This is a genomic window from Streptomyces bluensis (genome assembly GCF_014650715.1).
Taxonomy (GTDB): domain Bacteria; phylum Actinomycetota; class Actinomycetes; order Streptomycetales; family Streptomycetaceae; genus Streptomyces; species Streptomyces bluensis.
The window spans coordinates 316,156-341,418 of record NZ_BMVM01000003.1 but is presented as its reverse complement, the minus strand read 5'-3'; the positions used below and the strand labels follow the sequence as shown (position 1 = coordinate 341,418).

The window sequence follows — 25,263 nt, the reverse complement described above, 5'->3', positions numbered from 1 at the left end:
GGGTATGGGCGGACAACAGGGCGACAGCACGCCATCCGGCCGCCCCTTCGCGCGTCCCGGGGCGGACGCCCCGCAGGACTTCCCCGACTTCCCCACGGGCGCCTCTTCCGTCGCTGTGGACGTGCTCCTCGCCTCCGTGCGGGCCGCTCACGTGGACAGCGAGCGCGAGGCGCGGGCCGTAGCGGCGTTCCGGGAGGCACGCGAGCAGGCGGCCCACACGGCCCGTACCCGTCGGCGCGACGACTGGCGTCCCCACGCCGAGCGGCGGGTCGGGCGTTCGCTGCGGGCCACGCTCACGGCGCTGCTGGCCAGCGTGACCCTCGGCGGAGTCGCCGTGGCGGCGATCGGCGTCTCGTCGGGCGGCGACGGCGACGGCGAGGGGAACGGGCGCGGCGGCCCGTCGAGCAGCGCCCCCGAGGCGCCCTCTGCCACACCGTCGGAATCGGCCGGCGCGGCAGCGTCCGCACCGGGGGCGTCTCGGTCGGACGGACCCTCGGACCACCCGTCGCAGGCCCAGGACACCGAGGCCCACTGCCGTGCGTACGAGAAGGCCGAAGGGCGCGGCAAGGCCATGGAGGCCACCGCCTGGCGGCACCTGGTCGACGCGGCGGGCGGCGAGGCGAACGTGCGCGCGTACTGCGCCGGGCAGCTGAGCGAGAGCGACGGCGACGGCAAGGGGCAGGAGCCGGAGCAGGGACAGGAGCCGGGGCAGGAGCAGGAGCCGGGGCAGGAGCAGGAGCCTGGGCGGGGCCAGGCCAACAGCGCGAGCCCGCCCTCGGCGTCCAGTGCGGTGGGCAGCACAGGAAGCACCGGAGGCACTGGCGGTACCGGCGGCACTGTAGGCGCGGGCGACCCCGCCGCCTCCACGCGGGCCGCGACCCCCGAGACGGGGAAGCCGAAGAAGGACTAGCCGGCGCCCCGCGCCGGAGACATCCACAAAGTCCAGGTAGCCAGGTAGCCCAGGCGTCCAGGAGTCCGGAAAGAAGTAAGGCCGGCGTGCTCGCGAGACCCCCGTACTCGCAAGACACCCGGCCAACTCCGCCGACGGCAACGGCCGGGGCCGCCACCCCCCACAGGAGAGGCCCCGGCCGTCGCACGGCACGGGCCGCGCGGCGACCCGTACTCTCTACAGCGCCGCGGGCACGATTTCTGTCACACCTCACCGCATCACGAGTCAGTTGCATGCTCTGCGGACATGGACGAGGGCCGGTTTCAGGCCGTAACGTGCCATTCGCGCCGGAGCGCGGAGTGCGGACGACCTCACGCAACCGCCGCCGGCCTGAAAACCGCAACCATCGATTGAGCAACCACGACGGCCAGGACCCGGTCCGCGAGAGCGACGCCGGTTCAGGCGCGAAAAAGGGGCGCGCGTAGTGCTGGGGGACGACGCGGAGCTGACCGCCGCCGTACTTGCGGCACAGGACGGAGACGAGACCGCGTTCCGGACTGTGTACCGCGCGGTGCACCCACGACTCCTCGGATACGTCCGGACGCTGGTCGGCGACCCGGACGCGGAGGACGTCACCTCCGAGGCGTGGTTGCAGATAGCCAGGGACCTGGACCGGTTCAGCGGGGACGCGGACCGGTTCCGGGGCTGGGCCGCCCGGATAGCCCGCAACCGCGCGCTCGACCACATACGCATGCGCGGTCGGCGCCCGGCCATCAGCGGTGACGAGACGGAGTTGACCGGAAAGGCCGCCGAGTCGGACACCGCGGGCGAGGCCATGGAGGCGCTCGCCACCGACCGCACGCTCTCGCTGATCGCCCAGCTCCCGCAGGACCAGGCGGAGGCGGTCGTCCTGCGCGTCGTCGTGGGCCTCGACGCCAAGACGGCCGCCGAGACCCTGGGCAAGCGGCCCGGTGCCGTCCGCACCGCCGCCCACCGCGGACTGAAGCGGCTCGCGGAACTGCTCGGCGCGGACCCGGAATCAACTGGTTCACTCGACGTGGTACCCCCGCAGAGAGAACCACGGACACGCGCGGTGACGTCCGCCGGTGTGACGCAAATGCGTTCGAGGACGCAGAAGGACATGTGATGGCCGACGAGCAGTACAAGTGGCTGGACCGCGATGCGGCGGAGCGCCTGCTGCGTGGTGAGCCGCTCGAAGCCGTCGATGCCGACGCCCGTCCCGCCGTCGCCCGGCTCACTGGGGCCCTGGACGCACTGACCGTCGACCTTCCCTCCGTGGACGCCCAACTCCCGGGCGAGGAAGCGGCGTTGGCCGCCTTCCGCACAGCACGCGCGGAGCGGGACAGCGAGGACACGGCGCTCTCCAGCCGTGGTCGTACGGATGCCGAGGAGAGATCGGCCGACGCCGGTCTGGTACGGCTCGGGCTGCCTGCGCCGGAGGAGCGGCGGGCCCGCTGGGGCCGTCCCGTGCGGTTCGCGATGGCCGCGGCGATGGCCGCCGGGATGCTCGGCGGGGTCGCCGTGGCGGCCGGAACGGGAGTCCTGCCGACTCCGTTCCGTGACGACCGGCCGGAGCCCGCTTCGACGGTGTCGGCCCCGGCGACACCGGAGCGGCCGCTCATGTCGGCGTCGCCCGAGGACTCCGCGAACGGGTCGTCCGGTGAGCCGTCGCCCGGCGAGGGCGCGGACGGAGCCGGCCCCGGGGGCGCCCGGGACGACGCGGCCGGAGGTGGTGGCGCCGCGGAGAAGCCAGGGTCCGGGAACTCCGGGAAGGACGCGCAGGGCACCGGCCGCGGGTGGCGCGGCTGGGTTCTCTCGGCCTGCCGCGACGTCCAGGACGGCAAGAAACTGGGCTTCGGCCGCATGCGCAACCTGGAGGACGCGGCGGGCGGCAAGAGCAAGGTGAAGCAGTACTGCGCGGCCGTCCTGGACGCCCAGGGCGGCGGCACCGCCACGGGCAACTCGGGCGGGGAGCCCGGCACCACCGGTAACGGCGCGGGCGCGGACTCCGGCCAGGGCAACAACGGCCAGGGGAACAACGGTCAAGGCAACAACGGCAACGGGAACAACGGCCAGGGCAACAACGGGAACGGCAACGGCAACAACGGCAACGGCAACGGGAACGGGAACAACGGCAACGGGAACAACGGCAACGGCAAGGGAAAGGGTGCCAAGGACTAGGGCGGCCGCGGCGAGGCCACCTCGTCCATGACTCGACCTGACCCGACCCGACCTGCCCTGACCCGACCCGCCTGACCTGCGGTTTTGCCGCGCGGCGGATTTTTTCTCCGCTGGGTGTGACGTTTTCGGCCGCCGCAGCGCAGTACTCAGTGAGCCGACTGGTCATCGGCCGTCGCACAGAGCCGGGGTTCCCCCCGTACCCCAAGCTCAGTGCACATCGGCGCGGGCGGGACACGTTCCCCCGGTCCCGCCCGCGCCCGCACTTCCTCCCGAGGTCACCAGTACACGACGACCTTGTCCCCGCTCCGCACCTGCGCGAACAGCTCCGCGATCTTCGCCTCGTCGCGTACGTTGACGCAGCCGTGGGACGCCCCGTAGTAGCCGCGGGCCGCGAAGTCCGACGAGTAGTGGACCGCCTGGCCGCCGCTGAAGAACATCGCGTACGGCATGGGGGTGTCGTAGAGCGTCGACCAGTGGTGGCGGGACTTGAAGGAGACCCTGAAGACACCCTCGCGGGTCGGCGTGTACTCCGAGCCGAACCGCACCTCGACCGTCGACAGCGTCCGCCCGTCGATCATCCAGCGCAGCGTCCGGCTGGTCTTGCTGATACACAGCACCCGGCCCGTCATGCACCGCGGATCGGGCTGGGCGGCCGGCTGCCCGCCGAACGCGTACAGCTCCCACTGGGTCGGCTCCCGTGTCATGCCCAGCAGCCGCGCCCAGGTCACGCTGTCGGTCGCACCCGTCCGGGGCAGCCCGCGCTTGCCCTGGAAGCCCTTCACGGCCTGGACGGTCAGGTCGTCGTACTCGCCGGTGGGCCCGTCGAAGAGCCAGGCGACCTGCCGCAGCCGGGCCTGTACCTCCCGTATGTCCCGGCCCGTGTCGCCCCGGTGCCACAGGACCTGGGGCGGGGGTGCGGAGGGGAGCGAGGGGGCTGAGGTCCTCCTGCCCTCTTGGTCCGTACCGCCCTTCTGGTCCGTACCGCCCTTCTGGTCCGCACCGCCCTTCTGGTCCGTACCCGCCTTCCGCTCCGTACCGGCCGTGCCGCTGTTCTCGCCGCTTCCTCCGGCCCCGTCCGGTGTGGCCGTGATGTCGATGCGTATCGGCTGGTGCCGGCCGTTCCGCACGTCCACCCCCTGGGCCGTGCATCCGCCGGCCGCGACGAGCGCCGCCAGCGCGGCCACCGATCTCCGCATGCCCCTGGTACGCATACCGGCCCCCCGCCGTCTCGCCCTGAGTCCTCCTGAGATGTTCCCCTGCCGCGTCCGGTTGCGAACCCGCGCCATTGTGGGGAACGCGCAGGGGGCGGACCCTTGTGAGCAAGGTCCCAGCGTGGCCCCCTCCACCGGGAGCACGGCCGCCGCTACAGTCCGTCAGCGAGGGTCGTCGTACCAGCGGGTAACCATAGCAATGCGGAGGCACATCATGGCGCGCGAGTCGGAGTCCGGACTGCCCATCGAGCCCGTGTACGGTCCGGACGCCCTGGAAGGCTGGGATCCGGAGGAGAAGCTGGGCGAGCCGGGGGCCTATCCCTTCACGCGTGGCGTCTACCCGTCGATGTATACCGGACGGCCGTGGACGATGCGCCAGTACGCCGGGTTCGGGACGGCCGTCGAGTCCAACGCCCGCTACCGGCAGCTGATCGCCCATGGCACGACGGGCCTCTCGGTCGCCTTCGACCTGCCCACCCAGATGGGCCACGACTCCGACGCGCCGATCGCGCACGGCGAGGTCGGCAAGGTGGGCGTGGCGATCGACTCGGTCGACGACATGCGGGTGCTGTTCGGCGGTATCCCGCTGGACAAGGTGTCGACCTCGATGACGATCAACGCCCCGGCCGCGCTGCTGCTGCTCCTCTACCAACTGGTGGCCGAGGAGCAGGGCGTCAGCGCGGACCAGCTGACCGGCACGATCCAGAACGACGTGCTGAAGGAGTACATCGCGCGCGGGACGTACATCTTCCCGCCCAAGCCCTCGCTCCGCCTGATCGCCGACATCTTCAAGTACTGCAGGGCCGAGATCCCCAGGTGGAACACGATCTCGATCTCCGGCTACCACATGGCGGAGGCGGGCGCGTCTCCCGCGCAGGAGATCGCCTTCACGCTGGCCGACGGCATCGAGTACGTGCGTACGGCGGTGGCGGCGGGCATGGACGTCGACGACTTCGCGCCCCGGCTCTCCTTCTTCTTCGTGGCCCGCACGACGATCCTCGAAGAGGTGGCCAAGTTCCGTGCGGCCAGGCGGATCTGGGCGCGGGTGATGCGGGAGGAGTTCGGCGCGAAGAACCCCAAGTCGCTGATGCTGCGCTTCCACACCCAGACGGCCGGCGTGCAGCTGACCGCCCAGCAGCCGGAGGTGAACCTGGTCCGGGTCGCGGTGCAGGGCCTGGCGGCGGTCCTGGGCGGCACCCAGTCCCTGCACACCAACTCCTTCGACGAGGCCATCGCGCTGCCGACCGACAAGTCCGCCCGCCTGGCGCTCCGTACCCAGCAGGTCCTCGCCTACGAGACGGACGTGACCGCCACCGTCGACCCCTTCGCGGGCTCCTACGTCGTCGAGAAGATGACCGACGACGTCGAGGCCGCGGCCGTGGAGCTGATGACGAAGGTCGAGGAACTCGGCGGCGCGGTCAACGCGATCGAGCGGGGCTTCCAGAAGAACGAGATCGAGCGCAGCGCCTACCGGATCGCCCAGGAGACGGACTCCGGCGAGCGCGTCGTCGTCGGCGTCAACCGCTTCCAGCTCGACGAGGAGGAGCCGTACGAGCCGCTGCGCGTCGACCCGGCCATCGAGGCCCAGCAGGCCGAACGCCTCGCCAAGCTCCGTGCCGAGCGCGACCAGCCCGCCGTCGACGCGGCCCTCGCCGACCTGAAGAAGGCCGCCGAGGGCACGGACAACGTCCTCTACCCCATGAAGGAGGCCCTGAAGGCCCGGGCGACCGTGGGCGAGGTGTGCAACGCGCTGCGGGAGGTTTGGGGGACGTACGTGCCCAGCGATGTGTTCTGAGCTGGGCGGTTACTCCCTATGAGTGAGCACGAGCCGAACCCGCATGTCTCCGGTTACGCTCGCACCTCGGCCCCAAGGTCGAGTGGTTCCGTGACGGTCAGGCGCCGCGCGGGTGCCCGCCCGCCCTCGCCCGGCGTATCGCTCGTGTGACGACCGGCGGGAGAAGGTCCACGGCGAGCCGGCGGGCGCGGCTGCGCCGAGGGCGGGGGCGCGGGGACGTCGGCGCGGGGCGTGGGGCCGGAGCGGGGGCGGGCCCCGGGGCGGGCTCGGGGGCGGGGTCCGGTATCTCCTCGTAGTGCCTGGAGTGCGGGAACGGCGGGGCGGACATCCCCTTGGACTTCAGCCGGATGATGCGCCGGCCCGCCGCCTGCTGGACGCTCAGATGGCAGTCGTCGCGCTCCCGCAGCATGGCCAGGAGCTCCTCCTGCACGGGCTCCGGGTCGTCCCAGGTGCCGTACAGCTTCTGGGTGCTCAGGCAGATGGGGCGCAGCCCGCGGTTGAGTACCGCCTCCCAGGCGGCCATGGACACGCCGGGTGTGTGCTCCGAGCGGAAGTCGTCCAGGACCACGATGCCCTCGGGGAGCAGAACGTCGTGGGCCGCGCCGATGTCCCCGTACACGTGCTCGTACAGGTGCGAGCCGTCGATGTGGACGAAGCGGCAGGAGCGGGGCTCGACCTCGTCCGGGAGGATCGAGCTCGGACCCTGGAGGACGCGCGGCAGCTCGTCGTGGAAGGAGAGGTAGTTCTCCTCGAAGATCTGCCGGGTCAGCCGGGAGTACGACTTGTTCGCCTCGGCCCGGTTCGCGTCGTCCGGAGCGTCGCCCTCGAAGAGGTCGCACACCGTGTACTGCTCGCCCTCCTGCCGGTGGTGACCCAGGAGAATCGCGCTTCTGCCCATGTACACGCCGACTTCCAGAAGGTCTCCGCGTGTTTCGCGGGCCTCCTGCCGGTCCAGGAACCAGGTGAACAGCATCTGGTCGAGTACGGGGAACCAGCCGGGGACATCGGCGAGCTCACGGGGCGGTCGGGTCATGCCTGGTGCAACGGTCATGGGGGAAGACACTCTCTCGCGGGGGCGTGACGTGCTTTCGTTACCGGCGCTGGACCGAACAGTCGTTGGAACCTATGAGGCGTCTGTGGTGCGGTCAAGGAATGCTGCGCTGCTCACCCGCGAGAGGCTCTCCAAACGACGGGCCAGATGAATTCCACGGAAATTCCCCGGTAATCCCCAGTGGGTAACTAGGGGCGGCTGCGTTCCAGTGATCTCCGCAATGCGGGCCCTACTCGTACTTCCACCCCGCGGTGCAGCCCCCAGGCGAGGACCAGCATCGCCAGCAGGGTGAGCCCGAGCGTGGCGTCCGCCGGCAGGCCCAGGCCCTGGTGCAGGACGTCCACGGAGACCCAGCCCAGGTGCTCATGAACCAGGTAGAAGGGGTACGTCAGGGCGCCCGCCACCGTCAGCCAGGGCCAGTTGATCCGGTTCAGCCAGCCGAGGGCGATGGCCGCCACCGCCACGAAGCCGAGGGTGATGACGAGGACGATGCCGTACGACGTGCGGTAGGAGAAGAATTCCGGGTTCGGGGCGTGCCACAGCTCGCGGACCGCGTAATGCTGGCCGATCAGCCAGCTCACCGCCACGATGCCCCACGCGTACGGGTCGCGCCGGTCGCGGTGGACCAGGTAGAGGCCGATCCCGCCGATGAAGAACGGCGCGTACTCGGGCATCAGCACGGCGTCCAGCAGCGGCTCGTTCGCCGACTGGGCGATGACGGCCGCGAGGGTCCAGCACGCGCAGAACATGATCACGCGTCTGCGGGTCACGCCCGGCAGGACCACGCACAGGGCGAACAGCACGTAGAAGCGGACCTCCGCCCACAGCGTCCAGCAGACGCCCAGCACCCGGTCCACGCCCAGGGGTTGCTGCATCATGGTCAGGTTCACGAGCGCGTCGCTCGGCGAGACCGCCTCGTACGCGACGGCCGGCAGCGCGAACACCGCCGTCACCAGGATCACCGCCGCCCAGTACGCGGGCAGCAGCCGGGAGGCGCGGGAGACGAAGAAGGAGCGCAGTGGCCGGCCCCAGCCGCTCATGCAGATCACGAAGCCGCTGATCACGAAGAAGATCTGCACGCCGAGACAGCCGTAGGCGAACCACTCGTGCAGCGTGGGGAACTGCTGTTTGGACGAGGTGCCCCACGCCTCGGATATCTCGCCGTCACGGCCGCCGTAGTGGTACGCGGCGACCATCAGCGCGGCGATCAGCCGGAGTCCGTCGAGTGCGCGCAGGCGTGGGGCGGGGGCCCGGCGGGTGGTCGGGGGCGGGATGCGGACCGTGTCCGGTCCCGCTCTCCGCGAGGGGTCACCCGGCCGGTTGCCCGGCCGGGTGACCCCTATGGGCCCCGAGGGCCCCATGGGGGTCGTTTCCTGTGAGGACGTGGTGGGGGGTGCTGTCTTCGCAGGTATGTTCATCAGATCAACCGAGCGTGGCCCTCTTCAATGACCGGGCGCGACGGGCGACTCTGCGGACCGTCGCGTTGCGGGGGATGAACGCCAGCTGCGCCGGGACCGCGCCCGGCAGGGCCAGCGAGGTGAGGCGGCGGCGCTTGAAGTAGCGCCAGGTGTGCTGGTTCAGCCGGTCCGTCAGGTACCGCTCGACCTCGGGCCGCAGCTCCGGGTAGATCTTCGGCTGCATCGCGTAGCCGACGGCCCGCACGAGACCGGTCAGCTCCTCCGTGTCGAGCCCCGGCCGCTGCCCGGTCACCGCCGCGCGGTCCGTCAGCTCCGGCAGCAGGGCGTCCACGATGGTGACGGGGACGCGGTTGCTGTTCTCGTACGGCGTGAGGCGCTCCAGCAGGGTCTCCGTGCCGATGCGGGCGACCGGCAGGCCGTACAGCGCGGACGCGGTGAGCAGTGCCGTCGAGAAGCAGCCGACGACCAGGGCGGGCCGCATCCGCTGGTAGAGCACCTCGGCGAGGACCGGCGTGTCGACCACCGTCAGATCGGCGCCGAGCTTCTCCGCCTCCTTCTCCAGGCCGCGCGACCAGCGGGCCGGCGCGCTGGGGTGCGGTTTGAACACCACGCGGGTGTGACCCAGCTCGACGGCGCCCTTCAGCATCCGTACGTGCAGGTCCTCCTCCTCGGCGGCGGTGAGGATGCCGAGCGCGGAGAGGTACTGGCCGAGCATCAGCGCGGGCTCCTCGACGGCGGGCAGCGCGTCGCCGGTGTCCTCCAGTTCGGCGAGCACCTTCGAGAACGCGTCCGTGGGGACGATCTCGGGCTCCACTCCGAACTCGGTGAGCAGCAGCGGCTTCAGACCCGGGACGAGGTCCAGGTGCAGCAGCCGGGTCACACGGGTGCCGACCAGCGGGTCGATCTTGTTACGGGTGGGGCCGTAACTCATCAGGCCGTCCGCGTACACGGTCACGGGCGCCCCCGTGAAGATCTGCGCGATGCCGAGCGCCGGCTGCACCTGGATGGACTCCACGGCCAGCTCGATGTCGTCCTCGCCCAGGTTCCAGGCGAGCCGCAGGTGCCGCTCCCACAGCGGGGCGTCGTCCAGGCGGGGCTGCCAGCCGCCGGGGTGGAAGGGGGAGATGGTCTCGTTCCACGAGATCACGTCGTCGAACCGGCCGCGCAGCCGCTCGAAGCCGGGCATCTCGTCCAGCGAGGGCGAGGTCTCGGGCGTCGTCGCGTTGTTGGAGACCAGCAGGATCCGCCGGTACGCGGGCGCGAAGCAGTCGGTGTCCAGCGCGGCGGCGAGCGTGGCCGTGCCGTACAGGGTGGAGGAGAGGAAGATCTGGGTGGTCACGCCGCCACCCCCGCGGCGGCGGGACGGCGGCGCAGCCGGCGCAGCCGCGTCGCGCGCTGGACGTCCATGGAGTCGAGGGCCTCGTCGAGCACGTCCTGCGGCATGCGCCGCAGCGCACCGGCGCTCATCGACTTCAGTTTCCGTGCCACCTGTGGCTCGAACCTTTCAATGGATCCCAGATGATGGGAAATGATCGCGCAATAGGTGCGCACGGCCTTCGGGAGGAGTTTCGACGCGTCCGGGTCGGCGGCGGTTTCCGTGATGACCTGGTCGAACGCGCGAATGAAGTCGAGCTGCCGTACATCGCCGATCTGGGTCAGTGAGGACGCCACCCCGCGCCGGTAGAAGACACCGAGCAGCCCCACCACGGCCATGGATTCCGCCTCCCGGTGCAGCTTCCAGATCCACGGCCGGTCCTCCGCGGTGCGCAGCCCGTCCGTGAAGTGCAGCAGCCCGCGGTCGACCAGCCGGCGGTGGTAGACGCCGGCCCACGCGTACGCGTAGTCGACGGACGTGGAGCGGTCGGCGGGCAGGATCACGTCCCGCGGCCGCAGGACGACCCCCCGCCGGCCGTGCGGCACCCGGTGGATGGAACGCGCCCGCGCGGTGCACTGGACGTGGTCCGTGCGGACGAAGTCGACGCCCAGGTCCTCGATCGCGGAGAGGAGCTGCGGGTAGTAGCCGGGGGCGAGCCAGTCGTCCCCGTCGAGGAACGTGAGGTACTCGCCGCGCGCCTTGTCGATTCCGGTGTTGCGGGCGGTCGCCAGTCCCCCGTTCTTCTCGTGTCTGACATACACCGCGCCCGGGAGCTCGCGCTCCGCACGCGCGAGAATGTCCGGGGTTTCGTCGCGCGAGCAGTCGTCGACGAGAATGAACTCGAAGTCGTCCCGCGCGTTGGCGCGCAGGCTCTTCAGGGTGTCGGGCGCGTATTGCTGCACGTTGTAGAACGGCACGATGACGGAGAGCTTGACCACGTGCCCGACGTTAGGGGGCGGCCCGGCATTCGTCTTGACTCCCGGCTTGATGCCAGGTGAACGACACGTGGCGGTACCGTGAACCAGGCGATATTCCGCGCCGATCATGGCCTGATTCGCCATTCGTCGACGTGCTGTTAACCGTTTGTTGGATTCTGGTTGGGCCGCGGGGCGAAATGGCTTCCTAGCGTCTTCGGCGTGCCAGCAAGTACCAGGAAGACCCTGCGGATCGCCGTTCTCGCGGATTCCGACACCCGGTGGAAATGGGGCGCGCTCACCGCGAGCCGCATCGCACCGGAGAATTCGGACATCCGTCTGGACGGCTATCTCCTGCGGGGCCGTGCCACCCCCACGGCCCGCCAGCTCGAAGAAGTCGGCGTCCGCGCGGACTCGCTCCGCGAGGTCACCGGCGTCGAGTTCCTGCGGGTGATGGACGGGGCGGCCGACGACGAGGAGCCGCCGTACGACCTCGTCGTGCTCTCCCTCGTCGGGGGCGGCGTCCAGGCGATGCTGCACGGACTGAGGAACGCCTGGGGCGCACGGACCCGGCGGCCCGTCGTCGTCACCGGCTACGTCGGTGTCGTCTACGAGAAGCTCGCCGACGGCCTGCTGCTGCGGCACGGCGCGGACCTGGTCCTCGCCAACTCCCGCCAGGACGCGGACCGGTTCCGGGCCGTGTACGAGGGAGTGGGCGCCGACGCCTCCTCGGTGACCGAGGTGGCCCTCCCCTTCCTCGGGGGTGCCCCCTACACCAAGCACGACCCCTACACGGTGGTCTTCGCCGCCCAGCCCTCCGTGCCGGACAGCCGCAAGGACCGCACCTACCTGCTGAACCGGCTGGTCCAGCACGCCAGGCTGCACCCCGAGCGCGAGGTGTTACTGAAGCTGCGCTCCAAGCCGGGTGAACACACCACCCACATCGAGGAACTGCCCTACCAGAAGCTGGCGCAGCGGATCGACCTGCCGGACAACTTCCGCCTGGTGTACGGCAACATGGGCGAGGTCCTCGACCGGACCGACCTGCTGGTCACGGTCAGCTCCACGGCCGCCCTGGAGTCCCTGCACCGCCGCATCCCCACCGTCGTCCTCACCGACCTGGGAATCCGCGAGGCGCTGGGCAACCACCACTTCGTGGGCTCCGGCTGCCTCGCCTCCTGGGACCAGCTCGACGCCGGGCACGAGCCGTCGCCCGACGCCGCGTGGGTCACCCGCCAGGGGGTCGCCGCCTACGGATCGTACGAGACGGCCTTCGACACGGCGCGCGACCGCATCACCAAGCTGCTCGCCGCCGAACTCCCGCCCCTCGACCCGTACTACACGCCCGTCACCGCGCCCGGCTACCTGCCCGGCCTCCTCGCCCGCCACCACCTCGGCCCGGACGGCGCCCCGCTGCCCGGGGCCCCCGTCGCCGACAAGGAGCCCAGCCCCGTACGGCAGATCGTGCGCCGGGCGGCACGCGGCGCGTACCGGCACGGGGTCCAGCGGGTCGCCCCCGTCATCCGGCGGATGGGAGAGCTGTGAGCACGCCCGCATACGCCGTGAACCCCTCGCAAGGAGTGCATCCCATGCCCAACCCGGAAGCGGGCCCGGCGACTTCGGTACGCCGCGTGCTCGCCGTGATCCCCGCGCGCGGCGGCTCCAAGGGCGTCCCCGCGAAGAACCTCGCCCCGGTCGGCGGCGTCCCGCTGGTCGCCCGCGCCGTACGCGAGTGCCGGGCCGCCCGGCTGGTGACGGACGTCGTGGTCTCCACCGACGACCACGCCATCGCGGCCGCCGCCCGCGAGGCCGGCGCCGAGGTCGTGCTGCGCCCCGCCGCGATAGCGGGCGACACCGCCACCTCCGAGGCCGCGGTCCTGCACGCGGTGGACGCGCACGAGGCCCGCCACGGCGCTTCGGTGGACGTCGTCCTCCTGGTCCAGTGCACCAGCCCGTTCATCGTCCGCGAGGACATCGACGGCGTCGCGGCCGCGGTCGTCGAGAACGGCGCCGACACCGCGCTGACCGTCGCCCCCTTCCACGGGTTCATCTGGCGGGACGCCGCGGACGCGCCGCCCGTCGTCGAGTCCGCCCGCACGGGAGCCGTGGGCGGCACGACGACCGTCACCCACTCCACGGACACGCACGGCGGCTACGGCGTCAACCACGACAAGTCGTTCCGCCCCCGCCGCCAGGACCGCCCCCAGGACCTCCTGGAGACCGGCGCCGCCTACGCGATGGACGCGGCCGGCCTGCGCAAGCACCAGCACCGCTTCTTCGGCCGTACGGAACTCGTGCGCACCGACCCCGCGCGGGTCCTGGAGATCGACGACCCGCACGACCTGGCCCGCGCCCGCGCGCTCGCTCCCCTCTTCGACGCCGACCGTCCCGGCGCCCTCCCGACCGCCGACGACATCGACGCGGTCGTCCTCGACTTCGACGGCACCCAGACCGACGACCGGGTGCTGATCGACTCCGACGGACGGGAGTTCGTCTCCGTGCACCGCGGGGACGGACTCGGCATCGCGGCCCTCCGCAAGAGCGGCCTGAAGATGCTGGTCCTGTCCACGGAACAGAACCCTGTGGTCGCCGCCCGGGCCCGGAAGCTCAAGATCCCGGTCCTCCACGGCATCGACCGCAAGGACCTCGCACTGAAGCAGTGGTGCGAGGAGCAGGGCATCGCGCCTGAGCGCGTGCTCTACGTCGGCAACGACGTCAACGACCTCCCGTGCTTCGCCCTCGTCGGCTGGCCCGTGGCGGTCGCGAGCGCCCACGACGTCGTGCGCGGCGCCGCACGCGCGGTCACCACCGTCCCCGGTGGCGACGGCGCGATCCGAGAGATCGCCGGCTGGATCCTCGGACCCTCTCTCGACTCTCTCGACCCTCTCGACAAGTAAGGAACGTTTCTCATGAGCTCCAACTCCCGCCTGCGTGCCTTCGGTTCACGTACCGCCGGTCCGGGTCAGCCCGTCTACGTCTGTGGCGAGATCGGCATCAACCACAACGGCGACCTGGAGAACGCGTTCAAGCTGATCGACGTGGCCGCCGAGGCCGGCTGCGACGCGGTCAAGTTCCAGAAGCGCACGCCGGAGATCTGCACTCCGCGCGACCAGTGGGACATCGAGCGCGACACCCCCTGGGGCCGCATGACCTACATCGACTACCGCCACCGCGTGGAGTTCGGTGAGGACGAGTACCGCCAGATCGACGCGTACTGCAAGGAGAAGGGGATCGACTGGTTCGCCTCCCCGTGGGACACCGAGGCCGTCGCCTTCCTGGAGAAGTTCGACGTCCCGGCCCACAAGGTCGCCTCGGCGTCCCTGACCGACGACGAGCTGCTGCGCGCCCTGCGCGCCACCGGCCGCACGGTCATCCTCTCCACGGGCATGTCGACCCCGAAGCAGATCCGCCACGCGGTCGAGGTCCTGGGCAGCGACAACATCCTCCTGTGCCACGCCACGTCGACGTACCCGTCGAAGGCCGAGGAGCTCAACCTGCGCGTGATCAACACCCTGCAGGCCGAGTACCCGAACGTCCCGATCGGCTACTCCGGCCACGAGACGGGCCTGCAGACCACGCTCGCCGCGGTCGCCCTGGGCGCCACCTTCGTCGAGCGCCACATCACCCTCGACCGCGCCATGTGGGGCTCCGACCAGGCCGCCTCCGTGGAGCCGCAGGGCCTCTCGCGCCTCGTCCGCGACATCCGCACCATCGAGGCGTCCCTCGGCGACGGCATCAAGAAGGTGTACGACTCCGAGCTCGGCCCGATGAAGAAGCTGCGCCGCGTCCAGGGCGTCGTCGCCGAGGCGGAGATCGCCGCGGCGGCGGGCGAGCCGGTCACGGTCTGATCCCCTCCACCCCCACACCAAGGGAAGCGACGGTCGTACGTCGATGAGCCCCCGCGCCGGAACCGCCGGCCCCCACACCCTCGCCTTCGTCGAGAGTCCGGTCCAGCTCCTGAACGTCCTGGAGTGGGCGCACGCCCACGCCCTCGGCACGGAGTCGGACTCCGCGCGGGCACCCGGCGCGGGGCTCACCCTTGTCGTCCTCTCACCCAACGACCCCATGACCCGGGGCCAGTTGCGCCGTATGGCGGAGCTGGCGCGGGACGAGGGGCACGAGGTGCGGTGGGAGGAGGCGCGGGGCGGCACGACGGCCCCGTTCCACACGATCGCGGGCCTGGCGCCCTTGCTGCGCCGGGCGGAACGGGTCGTCATGGGCGACCCCTTCTCCCGCTACGTACAACTCCTGCTCACCATCACCCGGGCCCAGGACCTGGTGGTCGTGGACGACGGCACGGCGACCATGGAGTTCGTCTCCCAGCTCGCCCGCGGCGAACGCCTGGTCCGCTGGCACCGCAAGGGCGGCCGCCCCGGCCCCCGCGACCTGCTCTTCGCCCCGGTCTCCTCCAAGGCCCGCCACCGCCTCACCCCCGGCGGGGACCGGCACGTGGAGGTCTTCTCCTCCATGCCGATCGACGAGACCCCCGAGGGCATCACGGTCACGGCGAACGACTTCGCCTGGACCCGCGCCCGCTTCGGCCCCCCGCGCATCACCAAGGGCGCCGACATGGTCGGTACGTCCCTGGTCGAGACGGGCGTCGTCGACGGCGACCGTTACCTGGAGGCGGTCACCCGCCTCGCCCGCGCCCACGGCGCGACCCGCTACTTCGCCCACCGCCGCGAGAGCACCGAAAAACTCCACCGGCTGGCCCAGGAGACGGGCCTGGAGATCGTCCGCCCGGACCTCCCCCTGGAACTCATCGCCCGCCGAGGCCCCATCGGCAGCACGATCCTGAGCTTCCCGTCGACCGTGGTCCACACCCTGCCGCTCGCCCTGGCGGGCACGGACGTCAAGGTCGCGGTCTGCGACATCGACCCCACGTGGCTGACGGAGAACGCCTCACCCCGGGCGCAGGGCTTCCTGTCGGGGGTCACGGGGACGGCGCGGGACGTGCACCGGTTGTCGGCGGTGACGTCGGCGTAGGCTCTCGCGGTCCGGTCGCGGTCCGTCCCGTCGCGGTCCGTCCCGTCGCGGTCCGTCGCGGTTCTCAGAGGCGCACGGCGATCGAGTAGAAGCGGGTGATCTGCTGGGCGTTGCCGTTGTCGTCGGTCACCATCAGCAGGGACCGCCGCCCCCGGTACGGGCCGTCGCTCACCGTGCCGCCCAGCGCCATGCCTTCGACGTTGCCCAGCAGGGGGTTGGGCTGCGTCCCCTTGAGCGCCACCTCACCGGGGCTGCCTTCGGGGCAGACGGCGAGGTCGAACAGCAGCGTGCTGGTGAGGAACTCATCGGCGGGCAGGTCGTACAGCGACTCCTTCCCTGTCACGTCCCGGGCCTTGGGACCCAGGAGGACGTTCTTGACCCGTATCGCGTTGCCCAGGCCCGCCGAGTACTGCCTCTCCAGCGCCAGGAGCCGGTTGTCGTCGACCGCCACCAGTTCCACCAGGCCCAGCCCCTCGTCGGTGCGGTAGGCGTACTGGTCGTCCAGGGTGTAGGCCCCGCCGGGGGTGCCGGTGTACCGCTGGATGCGCAGGAGGTTCTTGCCCCGGTCGTCGCCGTCCTGGGCGAGAGGTGACTCCAGACCGACGTACAGGTACGTGCCGCTCGGTGTGAGGGCGAGCGACTCGATCGTGCGGCCCGCCATGGCGCCGCCGTCGGGCCAGACACGGAAACCCTTGGGCAGGGGGAAGTCGGGCCCCTTCTGCAGGCCGCTGTCGAGCTCGAAGCGGCGGATCGCGGGCCCGGTCTCGGAGGCGACGAGCGCTGTCCGCCCGCCCTTCTCGATGGCGATCGCCTCCCCGTCGAACCACCGGCCGAGTTCGCCGCCGTCCGCCTTGCGCAGGGTCGTGGCCCGCTGGGCCCGTAGCCTGAGGGCTTCGGGCGTGCCGATGCCGATGGGAAAGATCCGTCCCGGTTCGTTGTCAGCGATCGCGTACATGTTGTCGTCGCGGCCGGGAGCGAAGGCCAGACCCGACAGGCCCTCGACCCCCTCGTTGTCGACCTCCTGCTTGTCCAGCACGTCGGAGTGGTCCAGCAGGGCGGCCCGGGAGGAGCAGTCGCCGCGGGCCTCCACGCGTGCGGGCGGGTGGAGGCGGTCCCACGCGGGCGGTGCCGCGAGGCCGAGGGCGAGGCCGACGGCGAGCCCCGAGGCGAGCGCCACCAGCAGTTTTCGGCGGAGGCGGCCGGGTGGCGGGGCCGGGACGACCTCGGCCGGGGACGTGGGCTCCGGGAGGGGAGGTTTCGCCGCGTTGCGCACGAAGCCGAGCGCCGAGAGCCCGTTCTCGTCCTGGGCGCGCGGCTCCTGACGCTCAGGCAGGCTCATGGTGCTCATCGTCTTCCTGAGGAGCCGGAACACCTCGCCCAGGGTGAGCACCTCGCCGCCACCGGAGTCGCCCTTGCTGAGGACGTCCACCAGGGCCCCGGTGAACGCGGAGCACTTGTCGGGGTCAGGGGCGTGGGAGAGCCGGTTGTGTGCCGTGGACGTCAACGCGTACGTCCCGGCGTCGAGTTGCGTCAGGGTGCTCAACGCCAGTTCCGCGCTGTCCGGGGCGGAGTACGACTCTCCCTCCTCCTGGATCCACTTGCCGCTGAAGCAGCAGTCGAGGATGAGGACCACCCGCCGGGCGGAGCTCTTCTCGATCGCGCCCCGGAGGTGGCGGGTGTCGACCCATCCGGCCGGACGGCCGAGCCGCGATTTGGGCAGGGTCAGATACAGACGTTGATCGGTGCCCAGCAGCCCGTGACCCGCGTAGTACACGATCAGCGTGTCCTCGGCACGCGTGCCCGCCTCTTCGACGGCGTCCATGATCTCGGGCGCCTCGGCCGGATTGGGCAGGGTGATGACGCGGCCCTCGGGGAACCCTCCGATGTGCTGGTCGAGGAAGACCTTCCGGAGGCCGGCGAGGTTGTGCTTGACGCTGTTGAGTTTCTCCAGGCCGTCGTGTGCGGGGCCGCTGTAGGCGTCGACCCCGATCAGCAGGCAGACCGACCGGGCCGGGTCGAGCCGCTGGGGTGCCTCGGCCGTTCGTGCCGGAGTGGAGTCAGGAGCCGGGGCGGAGTCAGGAGTCGGGGCGGAGTCAGGAGTCGGGGCCGCGGGGACGACGGACTCGGTCACCTTCTGTCTCCGTCGTCGCCGCTGTCTCCGCCGCCGGCGCTGTCTAAGTCGTCCTCGCTGTCACCGGGATCATCGTTGTGGTCGGCGGGCGGGGTATCGGGGGAGACGGTCGGTTCATGCGACTCGTCGCGGTCCTGGGGCACGAACCCGGCGGAGCGCAGCGCCGCCGCGACCTGTTCCGCCTGCCCCGGTTCTCCGCCGAGGACGGAGACATTGATGGTGGTGGTCGGCTGACGTCCCTGCCTCCACGCCCAGATGCTCTCCACGAGCTGGAGCCCAAGGGACAGGCCTCCGCACAGGGCCCCGATCTCCTCGGGTCCGATCCCCATCCGCCCTTGCCCCGCACCGGCCACGGCTTCGATCCGCACGCCCGCGAGCCGCAGATCACGATCGTCCCCGAGCCACTCGTGGAGCGACCGTAGATCCTGCCTCTGATTCTCGTCCTGGTCACTGCCCCCGGCCCAGAACCTGATCTCCACGTGTATCTCCCCCGCCCGTCCGACCGTCCGGCGCCCCACACGTCTGCTCTCAAAGCTCGCACAACATAGTGACAACAACAGGGAGTTGAGGTGAAGAAGCGGGAAGCGGCCGCAAGGAAACCGAGATGTGCGCCCCTTGCTCCCGCGGCGACCCGGGGCACTTCCCAGGGGAAGAGGCGCATCGGGTCATGTGATGATGCACCGACAATGGCCGGCCCTGGGGAGGGCCGGGCGTGTGTGAGAACGGGCGGGAGTCGCATCGTGGGCAAGGACGGGGCGTCCATACCGGACGAGGAGTGGGAGCGCTTCCTGCGGGAGGCCGAGGCCGGGACCGAGGGTGCGCCCGAGGAGCCCTCGGCGCGGGCCCGGATGGTGGCGCGGCGCCTGCGGGAGGAGCCCGGCCCGCCGGAGGGATGGCGGACTCACCAGCCGCCCCGGCGGCGACGGAGCAAGGGCTGGTACGCGGTCGGACTGCTGGTGGCGGCCGGACTGCTGCTCGTGGCGCTGGCTCCCGGGCGGGTGGTCGGATGGTTCGGAGGCGGAGACGGGGGCGGCGACAGGGCCCCGCTCGCCGCGGAGTCCGAACGCCCGGACAAACCACCGGCGACGGAGGCGGCATCCCAACTCCCCACACTGGAACAGCCGTTCAAGGGATCACCGGCCGCACGGTGGGCCGACGGTACGGCAGGCATCAGCCTGCCCGCGGCACGGGCGACCGGGTGGATGAACAAGGAACAGGTCGAGCAGGCGCTCGACCGGAGCCGGGACTTCCTCGCCGAGTCCAGTCTCGACCCTGGTGTGCTGGGCGGGGAGCGGCCGCGGCAGGCGATCGAGCTGATCAATCCGCACCAGCAGGACGTCCAGGACTACCTGGCGACCGCGTTCCGCGCCCCCAGCCGTGAGGACGACCCTCTGTCGCTGTTCAGCCGCTTCGAGGAGTCGAAGGTGCGGCTGGTGGGTGACGTGGTCAAGACACGAGGACGGATCACGTTCCGGGAGGGCGAGCGCGGCGCGGTCGAGGTGACCAGCGATGTCACGTACGTCTACCCGGTCGTACGCGCCGCGAAGGGAAGCGACGAAGTCGCGCGCACCATCGTGCGCCGCGAGGTCGTGATGAGCTGGGACGACCCGGCGAAGGTGGTCGTCGAGCCGGGTACGTTCTCCCTCGTCTCCTACAAGACGGACACCGCCAACGGCGGCTGCGACGCCTTCGGCTATTTCACCCCCGAGTTCAGCGCCGAGCGCGGGACCTCGGGCCAGGGAGACGGTCGCGAGGTCGATCCGTACGACCGGAGCGACTCGATGGACGCGCGCATGCGGGACGCCGGCGATGCGGGGTGCGGGACGGCCACACGGTCGTAAGCGGCGGGGGCTCACCGCTGCCCCCGGCCGCGGTCGTGCCTCCCTCGTTCGTGTCTCCCTCGTTCGCCTGTTCAGTGGTTTACCCGCTGCCCGATTTGTTCAGTATGTCGGCGTCGGTGTGGCTCCTCCATACCGCAGCGAGGAAGAGGAGAGAACTCCATGCGTCGTATCCGCTCGTTCGCCGTCGCCGCATCCGCCTTGGTCACGGCCTTGGGCGTCGTACCCGCCGCGAACGCGGCCCCCGCGGCCCCCGAGAGCCGGGCCGCCTACAACTGCACCCCCGGATACTTCTGCATCTACAGCGGCTGGAACGGCGGGGGAACCCGCTGTCAGTGGTCGAGCGCGAGGAGGGCGAACACCGCCGACGACTGCTCCTTCATCCGGAGGGGGCAGAACGTACGCTCGCTCTGGAACGGGACCGGGCACCGCGTGCAGTACTACACCGGCACCAACTACCAGTCCCGTGTCGGCTCCACCCCCGCGGGCGCGGGCGGCAACCTGCAGGGCAACTACCAGATCCGTTCCTTCAAGCCCCAGTAGGGCTGTGACCTGACGACAGGGCGCCTCGGCGGAGGCGCCCTGTTTTCTTGACCGTTGCTATGAGGGCCGCCAGCGCCGCACGGCTCGTGTGGAGGACGACGTCCGGCTCGTCGCTCTCGCGGAGGCGGAGGGTGGTGTCGGGGGCGGTGGCGAGGTAGACGCAGGCGGAGGCCTCCTGGCTGTACGACGACTTCTGCCAACGGAGTTCAGGCATGGGCGGGGCTCCTCTACAGGTCCTTGATCAGGTGGGTGATGAAGTCGCGCGACTTGGCCGGGTCCAGGGCGGTTGCCGACATACGGTCCAGTACGAGGCGGTAGCGCTCCAACGGGGCGGGAGAGTCGATGAGTTCACCACCGTGGTCGGTGTCGATCTGGACCGTGTCGAGCTGGCTCACAGGGCCGTGAAAGTAATCGAAGCCCTGGCCCGAGGTGTGGAAGGGGCCTGTCTCGAAGGGCACCACCATCAGCGTCACGTGGCCCAGTTCGCTCGTCTCGACGAGACGCGTCAGCTGGCCACGCGTGGTGGCCCGGTCGCCGAACCGCATGCGCAATGCGGCCTCATGGATGATCGCGGTGTACGGAGGTGGCTGCTCGCGGTGCAGTACTTCCTGGCGTTTCACCCTGTGCGACACCCGGTGTTCGATCTCGTGCGGCTTGAGCGGCGGGACCGTCTGTGCGAACAGTGCCCGCGCGTGATCTGGAGTCTGGAGCAGACCGGGAATGTTGATGACGTGAGCCACGCGTAGAGCGGTCGCGTGGTGCTCCACTTCTGGGGCGCGCCCTGCGGGCGCGCCGGGCGGCTCGGCCGCCTCGGCCCGGCATGCGGCCTGACGGCCGGTCCGGTCCGGACGGCCACCGCCCAGCCACAGGCCGCGCCGGAGTCGTACGACGTTCCGCCGACCGGATCGGCGTAACTCTTCTTCACTGTTCTTGAAGGCGGCCACTGTGGCGTGTCCGGTCACGGGATGCGGCTGGGGCCGACGGCCTACGAGGCTTGAGGCAGCCACCATGGGGCGAGCCGCCAAGAACAGGGGGCCGATCGGGCTATTGCGGGCAGGTCCCAAAGACTGCCCGATCCGCTGGCGAGCGTAAGGCCCCCAGTTCTCTCGCCCCATGGCAGCTCCCGCCCCAAGCCTCTACGGCCGGCGGCGTGCCCACAGCGCGCCATTACCCCAGCTCAGGCCCACTACCGCGACGGAACGCAGCAGCGTGCCTGGTCAGTCGTACTCCCGGAGGGCAGACACGAGTTGTTGCCCTTCCGTGGCTCCCCTGCGTAGCAATACGGCTGCCGTGGCGTGCAGTTCGTTCCAGGAGTGGGGCCGTCCGACCGCAGCGGCGTCGGGGACGCTCGCCACCGCCACGGACACTGCTTGCGCCGACTCGCCCGCCCCGGCGAGGGCATGGGCGAGACAGGCCCGGTACCACGTCTTGTCACGCCGGTACTCGTCCGGCAGTGCATCGAGGCCGACCGTGAGGTGGTCCGTGGCCGCTTGCCAGTCATGCAGGTGCAGCGCCGCCATGCCCCGCTGAAGGGTGAACCACGTCTCGTCGTAGAAGTACATCCAGACCGGCTCATCCTCAGGATGCTCGGCCGCCCGGCTGATCAGTGTCTGAGCTTCGTCCAACAGGCGGTGAGCATCGTCGGCTTCACCGTCGAGCGCATGGCCACGTGCTGCCATCTGCGCAGCCATGCCTTGTACTCCCAGAGAAGTACCGGGAGCAGACCAGCGCGCCGCTTCCGCCAAGCGCACGCAGCGGCTTCCGCGACCGCCGGACCACGCCATGTGCGCCTTCATACTGAGTGTCGTAGCGGCCATGTTGGCGTCTCCGGCTTCCAACGCCCACTCGTGCGAACGGTCGTACCACGCCAGCGCTGCCGCTGTTTGCGCCTGATCCTGAGCCATCCATGCGAGGAACTGCGCGTGCTCGGAAGCCAGACGAACCACACGGTCGGCCAAGGGACCACGGGCCCCCGCATACAGGTCCACCACGGTCCGGAGCTGTTGACGCATCACGTCGACCAGCGGCCGTGACCCGATGTGATCCTCGGCCCGGCGATGCTCGGCCAACAGGCGGTCCAGCCAGTCGAGCGTGGGCGCGTCCACTCGGCGGGAGGCATCCACCACGCTTGTCACACGTGCCAACAAATCTTCATCGGGCCCCGCTCCCTGGAGCACAAGGCCCGCCACCGGAGACCCACCCGGAGCTGACAGAGCCCCGCCGGACTGGAGATCGGCAGGAACCCCGAGCCCGGCGAGAACACGTTGCCGCACCTCCACCGAGGTCACACGGCGACGACCACGCTCAATGTCAGAGACATCCGGCTGAACGAGACCAACCCGTTCCCCCAACTTGGTCTGACTCAGCCCGGTCAGCCTCCGGTACGTCCGGAAGACAGTGCCCCAGTCCTCACCGACGACCGCCGCCGCCAACTGGGGATGAGACCACACGTCCCCGCTGAGCGCATCCTCCATACCTCCAAATATAGGGCGCCGCTATAGGGCCATGGGATGGGTTCAACCGGCCTCCGACGCCAGGGTCTTCGTGACGGAAGACCCCCGCGACCGTGGTTGGACGGTCCGGGGGCGTGGCCACCAACCCTCTGGAGGTTGACGACATGCCCCACGCTATCGCGTGGATCTTCGAATCGCTGCTACGCCTGCTGCTGCCCGCTCGGGGCCGTCACCGTTCCCCCGAGCCGCCACCAGCCGCACGGGCCGTGGACACGCCGACCGTCCGCCTGCCGCGCGTACCCATGTTGCGGGGTGAGGACAACCGGCTTGTCCGCCCCTACCTCGTGGCGCACGAGCGACGCCAGGAGGAGCAGAAGCGACGGGCACGACGGCGCGCACTGGTACTCGCGACGTACGGCGTCCACATCGGCCCGCGCCGGATTCACGGTGTGGAGGTGACGGCCTGATGAGCTACGACCGGAACACCGTTGCCGCGCCCCCTCCGGGCCTGCGGTTGCTGCCATGGGAGAACGACTGCGGCAAGCCGTGCTTTCTGTCCACGAACGGCAGCGAGAGCATGCTGTCCCGGCTCGCGGACGAGATCGAGGCTGGCCAGTTGACCGGCGGCGCCAACGTACTTAAAGGTGCGCGAGCCGTCTTGGACGACCGCAAGGCCGGGGAGCACGCGCTGCGGCTCGCCCTGCGGGCCACGACGCAGGCCCTCGGCGATGTGCTGCGCGTCGCGGACAGCCGAGGCGCCCGCCTGCCGGACGACGCCGACGACGACCAAGGCGACACGGACGGTGAGCACACCCAGCGGCGGGACGCCGGGGGCGCGTCGTGAGGGCCCGCTACCAGTTCGCCAAGTGGACGCTCTCAGCCATACCGGCCATGGCCGTCCGTCACTTCGGCAAGTGCCTCACGTGCGGCGAACGCTCCGCCGACACAGCCGACGCGGACAACGCCCAGGTGTGGTGTCTCAAGCACGCGGGCCTGACACACCACAGCGGCTACGAGCTGTCGGCGTTCCAGTACTTCGACGCCACCATGACTGATCCCGGCATCGAGCCGCACGTGTCATAGACCGAGGTGAGGCAAGCAAGACCAGGGCCCCGACTCTCGCCCCCAAGAGTCGGGGCCCTCCCATGTCCGGGCTGAGAGGACCGCTCCGAGCTGCGATAGCCATGACGTACTTTCGCAAGTAGCTTGCGAGCTGGTCACCAATGCCTACCAGCACACCAAAGGGCCGGCATTCCTGCGGCTGCGCGCGCTCGACCGGCTCGATGCCGAGCCCCGGAACGGGGTGCGGGTTGCCGTGTGGGACACCGACCCCCACCTGCCCTCGCCGTTCGACAAGCCGCCCGCCCGGCGCAGTTCGACGGGCGTCGCGCAGGGGCAGGTGGAACAGGCGGACGAGGGATCGCTCGGTGGGCGTGGGCTGCTCCTCGTACGGGAGTGGGCCGATCGCTGGGGCGGCTGCCTGCTCGGTGACGATCTGTACGGGCGCGGCGGGAAGCTGCTCAAGCCGCGCCGCGCGTCTTGCTCGGCACTACGGTGGAGGCATCAACACGCCCTGTACTCAGGGAGGACCGTGGTGGCCAGCATGATCGAGCGCCCGGCGGCTATGGACGCATCCGGGTCCGGAGCCTTCGAGGACCTGCTCCGGACCGTCGAGGAACTGGACACACCTGACGGCTACAAGGCCGAGCTCATCCGGGGGAAGATCGTCGTGTCGCCTTGGCCGAAGCCGCGATACCAGCCGGTCATGCGGTCTCTGCGTCGGCAGCTGGAGCCGCACGCGCCCGAAGGGCATCACGTCGACGCCGCGCCGTTCCTCTTTTCCTTCCCGGGGGCCGAGCGAGCCTTCGGCCCCGGCCTGCACGTTGCCCACGAGACCGCATTCGATGCCGAAGGTCGTCATGCCGACGGAGCCGCGCTCTCCCTCGTCGCCGAGCTGACCCCCGTATCCGCAGAGGACGCCACCAAGGACGCCGACTGGCTGGACAAGCTGGACACGTACGGGCGTGTGGTTCCCGTGTACCTCGTCCTCGACATACAGGTCCAGGAGGTCACCGCGTTCTGGGACCCCTCACCCAAGGGCTACCGTTCGCGCACGACTGTGCCCTTCGGGCGAGCCCTCCATGTGCCCGCACCTTTCGACTTCGAGCTCGACACCTCCGAGTTCGCCGTTCCCTCGGAGGGTGCGGAGCATGGTCCGGCTCCGCACTGACGCGGCCCGACTCAGCGGCCACCCCTCCGTAAAGTGCGACAGATTTCCGGAAACTGTCGCACTTCCGCGCCCCGCACACCCGGCGGCCCGCGGTCCCAGCGGCCATCCCCAGCGCCCAGGAACTCGTGGTGATCCCGCCGGGTCGTGTTACGACCCCGAGCCGAGCTGATCGCCCAATCGTCCCGAAAAGCCGGGCGGGTATACCCACCTCCCGTGATCGCCATGCG

Annotated in this window: 25 protein-coding genes; 15 read left to right on the top strand and 10 right to left on the bottom strand. The window is 70.6% G+C overall.

Features of this window, described 5'->3' with window-relative positions; genetic code table 11:
* Positions 1-4: 4 nt before the first annotated feature.
* The 3 genes from IE262_RS11550 (at position 5) to IE262_RS11540 (ending at position 3,091) form a co-directional block, all read left to right on the top strand.
* Entirely contained in the window at positions 5-910 is a 906-nt protein-coding gene (locus tag IE262_RS11550; protein WP_189873324.1) for a hypothetical protein, read from the top strand.
* A 463-nt stretch (positions 911-1,373) separates the two neighbouring features.
* Positions 1,374-2,036 (top strand): RNA polymerase sigma factor, encoded by a 663-nt coding sequence (locus tag IE262_RS11545; protein WP_134039602.1) that lies wholly within the window; start codon positions 1,374-1,376, stop codon positions 2,034-2,036.
* The gene (locus tag IE262_RS11540) at positions 2,036-3,091 is read left to right on the top strand and encodes a hypothetical protein (protein ID WP_189873322.1); all 1,056 of its coding nucleotides are present in this window, start codon (positions 2,036-2,038) and stop codon (positions 3,089-3,091) included. The genes IE262_RS11545 and IE262_RS11540 overlap by 1 nt, the downstream gene beginning before the upstream one ends.
* Before the next feature lie 275 nt (positions 3,092-3,366).
* On the opposite strand, the gene IE262_RS11535 is transcribed toward IE262_RS11540, so the two are convergent.
* Complete coding sequence (locus tag IE262_RS11535) at positions 3,367-4,302, bottom strand: L,D-transpeptidase family protein (protein WP_189873320.1); 936 nt, start codon at positions 4,300-4,302, stop codon at positions 3,367-3,369.
* A 214-nt stretch (positions 4,303-4,516) separates the two neighbouring features.
* Between IE262_RS11535 and IE262_RS11530 the strand changes: the two genes are divergently transcribed.
* Entirely contained in the window at positions 4,517-6,097 is a 1,581-nt protein-coding gene (locus tag IE262_RS11530; RefSeq protein ID WP_166681726.1) for an acyl-CoA mutase large subunit family protein, read from the top strand.
* 97 nt (positions 6,098-6,194) lie between these two features.
* On the opposite strand, the gene IE262_RS11525 is transcribed toward IE262_RS11530, so the two are convergent.
* From IE262_RS11525 to IE262_RS11510, 4 genes are all read right to left on the bottom strand, one after another.
* Complete coding sequence (locus IE262_RS11525) at positions 6,195-7,148, bottom strand: class I SAM-dependent methyltransferase (protein ID WP_189873318.1); 954 nt, start codon at positions 7,146-7,148, stop codon at positions 6,195-6,197.
* 188 nt (positions 7,149-7,336) lie between these two features.
* Positions 7,337-8,509 carry an acyltransferase family protein gene (locus tag IE262_RS11520; protein WP_134039606.1) on the bottom strand — a complete coding sequence of 391 codons (1,173 nt, stop codon included), beginning with the start codon at positions 8,507-8,509 and terminating at the stop codon, positions 7,337-7,339.
* 61 nt (positions 8,510-8,570) lie between these two features.
* Entirely contained in the window at positions 8,571-9,905 is a 1,335-nt protein-coding gene (locus IE262_RS11515; RefSeq protein WP_189873316.1) for a polysialyltransferase family glycosyltransferase, read from the bottom strand.
* Positions 9,902-10,879 (bottom strand): glycosyltransferase family 2 protein, encoded by a 978-nt coding sequence (locus tag IE262_RS11510; RefSeq protein WP_189873314.1) that lies wholly within the window; start codon positions 10,877-10,879, stop codon positions 9,902-9,904. Before IE262_RS11510 ends, IE262_RS11515 begins: the two co-directional genes overlap by 4 nt.
* Positions 10,880-11,077: 198 nt before the next feature.
* Between IE262_RS11510 and IE262_RS11505 the strand changes: the two genes are divergently transcribed.
* The 4 genes from IE262_RS11505 to IE262_RS11490 are packed head-to-tail and all read left to right on the top strand — an operon-like array spanning position 11,078 to position 15,841.
* Positions 11,078-12,400 carry a DUF6716 putative glycosyltransferase gene (locus tag IE262_RS11505; RefSeq protein ID WP_189873312.1) on the top strand — a complete coding sequence of 441 codons (1,323 nt, stop codon included), beginning with the start codon at positions 11,078-11,080 and terminating at the stop codon, positions 12,398-12,400.
* 44 nt (positions 12,401-12,444) lie between these two features.
* The gene (locus IE262_RS11500; RefSeq protein WP_189873310.1) at positions 12,445-13,752 is read left to right on the top strand and encodes an N-acylneuraminate cytidylyltransferase; all 1,308 of its coding nucleotides are present in this window, start codon (positions 12,445-12,447) and stop codon (positions 13,750-13,752) included.
* A 12-nt stretch (positions 13,753-13,764) separates the two neighbouring features.
* Positions 13,765-14,703, top strand: a complete 939-nt coding sequence (locus IE262_RS11495) for an N-acetylneuraminate synthase family protein (protein ID WP_189873308.1) — start codon at positions 13,765-13,767, stop codon at positions 14,701-14,703.
* A gap of 43 nt (positions 14,704-14,746) precedes the next feature.
* Positions 14,747-15,841 carry a hypothetical protein gene (locus IE262_RS11490; protein WP_189873306.1) on the top strand — a complete coding sequence of 365 codons (1,095 nt, stop codon included), beginning with the start codon at positions 14,747-14,749 and terminating at the stop codon, positions 15,839-15,841.
* A gap of 64 nt (positions 15,842-15,905) precedes the next feature.
* On the opposite strand, the gene IE262_RS11485 is transcribed toward IE262_RS11490, so the two are convergent.
* Together IE262_RS11485 and IE262_RS11480 are read right to left on the bottom strand one after the other, a co-directional pair.
* Entirely contained in the window at positions 15,906-17,972 is a 2,067-nt protein-coding gene (locus IE262_RS11485) for a caspase, EACC1-associated type (protein WP_189873304.1), read from the bottom strand.
* Positions 17,969-18,451: an effector-associated constant component EACC1 gene (locus IE262_RS11480; protein WP_189873302.1), complete on the bottom strand. Its 483-nt coding sequence runs from the start codon at positions 18,449-18,451 to the stop codon at positions 17,969-17,971. The genes IE262_RS11485 and IE262_RS11480 overlap by 4 nt, the downstream gene beginning before the upstream one ends.
* A 261-nt stretch (positions 18,452-18,712) precedes the next feature.
* On the opposite strand from IE262_RS11480, the gene IE262_RS11475 reads away from it, so the two are divergent.
* Entirely contained in the window at positions 18,713-19,813 is a 1,101-nt protein-coding gene (locus IE262_RS11475; protein ID WP_189873301.1) for a hypothetical protein, read from the top strand.
* Positions 19,814-19,972: 159 nt separating this feature from the next.
* On the top strand, positions 19,973-20,353 hold the full coding sequence (locus IE262_RS11470) for a peptidase inhibitor family I36 protein (RefSeq protein ID WP_189873298.1): 381 nt from the start codon (positions 19,973-19,975) through the stop codon (positions 20,351-20,353).
* Here IE262_RS11470 and IE262_RS11465 read toward each other — a convergent pair.
* Both IE262_RS11465 and IE262_RS11460 read right to left on the bottom strand, forming a co-directional pair.
* Complete coding sequence (locus tag IE262_RS11465) at positions 20,340-20,567, bottom strand: DUF397 domain-containing protein (protein ID WP_189873296.1); 228 nt, start codon at positions 20,565-20,567, stop codon at positions 20,340-20,342. The two genes, IE262_RS11470 and IE262_RS11465, sit on opposite strands and share 14 nt — an antisense overlap.
* Positions 20,568-20,580: 13 nt before the next feature.
* Positions 20,581-21,093 (bottom strand): DUF5753 domain-containing protein, encoded by a 513-nt coding sequence (locus tag IE262_RS11460; protein ID WP_189873294.1) that lies wholly within the window; start codon positions 21,091-21,093, stop codon positions 20,581-20,583.
* 15 nt (positions 21,094-21,108) lie between these two features.
* Between IE262_RS11460 and IE262_RS11455 the strand changes: the two genes are divergently transcribed.
* A complete protein-coding gene (locus IE262_RS11455) occupies positions 21,109-21,267 on the top strand; it encodes a hypothetical protein (RefSeq protein WP_189873292.1) in 159 nt (52 codons plus the stop codon).
* A gap of 303 nt (positions 21,268-21,570) precedes the next feature.
* On the opposite strand, the gene IE262_RS11450 is transcribed toward IE262_RS11455, so the two are convergent.
* A complete protein-coding gene (locus IE262_RS11450; protein ID WP_189873290.1) occupies positions 21,571-22,827 on the bottom strand; it encodes a helix-turn-helix domain-containing protein in 1,257 nt (418 codons plus the stop codon).
* Positions 22,828-22,970: 143 nt separating this feature from the next.
* Here IE262_RS11450 and IE262_RS11445 point away from each other — a divergent pair, with 143 nt between their 5' ends.
* From IE262_RS11445 to IE262_RS11430, 4 genes are all read left to right on the top strand, one after another.
* Positions 22,971-23,273: a hypothetical protein gene (locus IE262_RS11445; RefSeq protein WP_189873288.1), complete on the top strand. Its 303-nt coding sequence runs from the start codon at positions 22,971-22,973 to the stop codon at positions 23,271-23,273.
* The gene (locus tag IE262_RS11440) at positions 23,273-23,650 is read left to right on the top strand and encodes a hypothetical protein (protein WP_189873286.1); all 378 of its coding nucleotides are present in this window, start codon (positions 23,273-23,275) and stop codon (positions 23,648-23,650) included. The genes IE262_RS11445 and IE262_RS11440 overlap by 1 nt, the downstream gene beginning before the upstream one ends.
* A complete protein-coding gene (locus IE262_RS11435; protein ID WP_189873284.1) occupies positions 23,647-23,889 on the top strand; it encodes a DUF7848 domain-containing protein in 243 nt (80 codons plus the stop codon). Before IE262_RS11440 ends, IE262_RS11435 begins: the two co-directional genes overlap by 4 nt.
* 232 nt (positions 23,890-24,121) lie before the next feature.
* Positions 24,122-25,036 (top strand): Uma2 family endonuclease, encoded by a 915-nt coding sequence (locus IE262_RS11430; protein ID WP_308432735.1) that lies wholly within the window; start codon positions 24,122-24,124, stop codon positions 25,034-25,036.
* Positions 25,037-25,263 lie beyond the last annotated feature (227 nt).